Source organism: Methylobacterium sp. WL120, from assembly GCF_008039465.1.
GTDB classification, from domain to species: domain Bacteria; phylum Pseudomonadota; class Alphaproteobacteria; order Rhizobiales; family Beijerinckiaceae; genus Methylobacterium; species Methylobacterium cerastii.
The window spans coordinates 1-749 of the sequence record NZ_VRUT01000370.1 but is presented as its reverse complement, the minus strand read 5'-3'; the positions used below and the strand labels follow the sequence as shown (position 1 = coordinate 749).

The window sequence follows — 749 nt, the reverse complement described above, 5'->3', positions numbered from 1 at the left end:
GCAGGGCGCCGCCCAACGCGGCCGCCAGGAGCCGAGCTTCGCGCCCGCGGCCGCCGCCTACGCCGAGCCGCAGCGCAACGCCCCGGCCGACGCCTTCGACCAGTACCTCGCCTCCGTCGATCACGGGTCCGAGCAGCAGGCGCGCTACGCCGAAGCCGAGGCCTACCAGAACGAGGCGGGCGACGCCGAGGCCTACGACCAGCGCAGCCTCAAGCGGGTGAAGCCGCGCAACCGCCTGGTCAAGGTCGGCGCGGGCGTCGCCGTCGTCCTCGTCGCCGTCACCGGCGCGGTGACCTACAAGACCCTGCGGCACGGCGACGGCGGCGGCGGCGTCCCGGTGGTCCAGGCCGACACCTCGCCGGTGAAGGTCGCGCCGAAGGTCGCCGACGGCGTCGAGATCCCGGACCAGAACCGCCAGATCTACGAGCCCAAGGCCAAGGACAGCCAGATCCGCATCGTCAACCGCGAGGAGCAGCCCCTCGACGTGGCCCAGGCCGCCCGCGCGGCGCAGGGCCAGGAGCGCTCGGCGCAGGATCGCGGCGAGACCGCCAACGTCACCCCGGGCTCGGCCTCGTTCGACGCGTTCGGCCAGCCCCGCAAGGTCCGCACCGTCGTGGTGCGGCCGGACACGCCGCCCCCGGCGGCCCAGCGCGAGGCGCAAGCCGAGGCGGCCCCGATCTCGCCGGTCCCGACCATGACGCTGCCGGGCGACGACGCGCCGGCCGCCCGCGCCAAGCCCGGCCGGATGG

Annotated in this window: 1 pseudogene; it reads left to right on the top strand. The window is 76.1% G+C overall.

Going from position 1 to position 749, the window contains the following annotated elements:
- Nucleotides 1-749: pseudogene (locus FV229_RS27055) on the top strand (SPOR domain-containing protein); the annotation flags it as partial.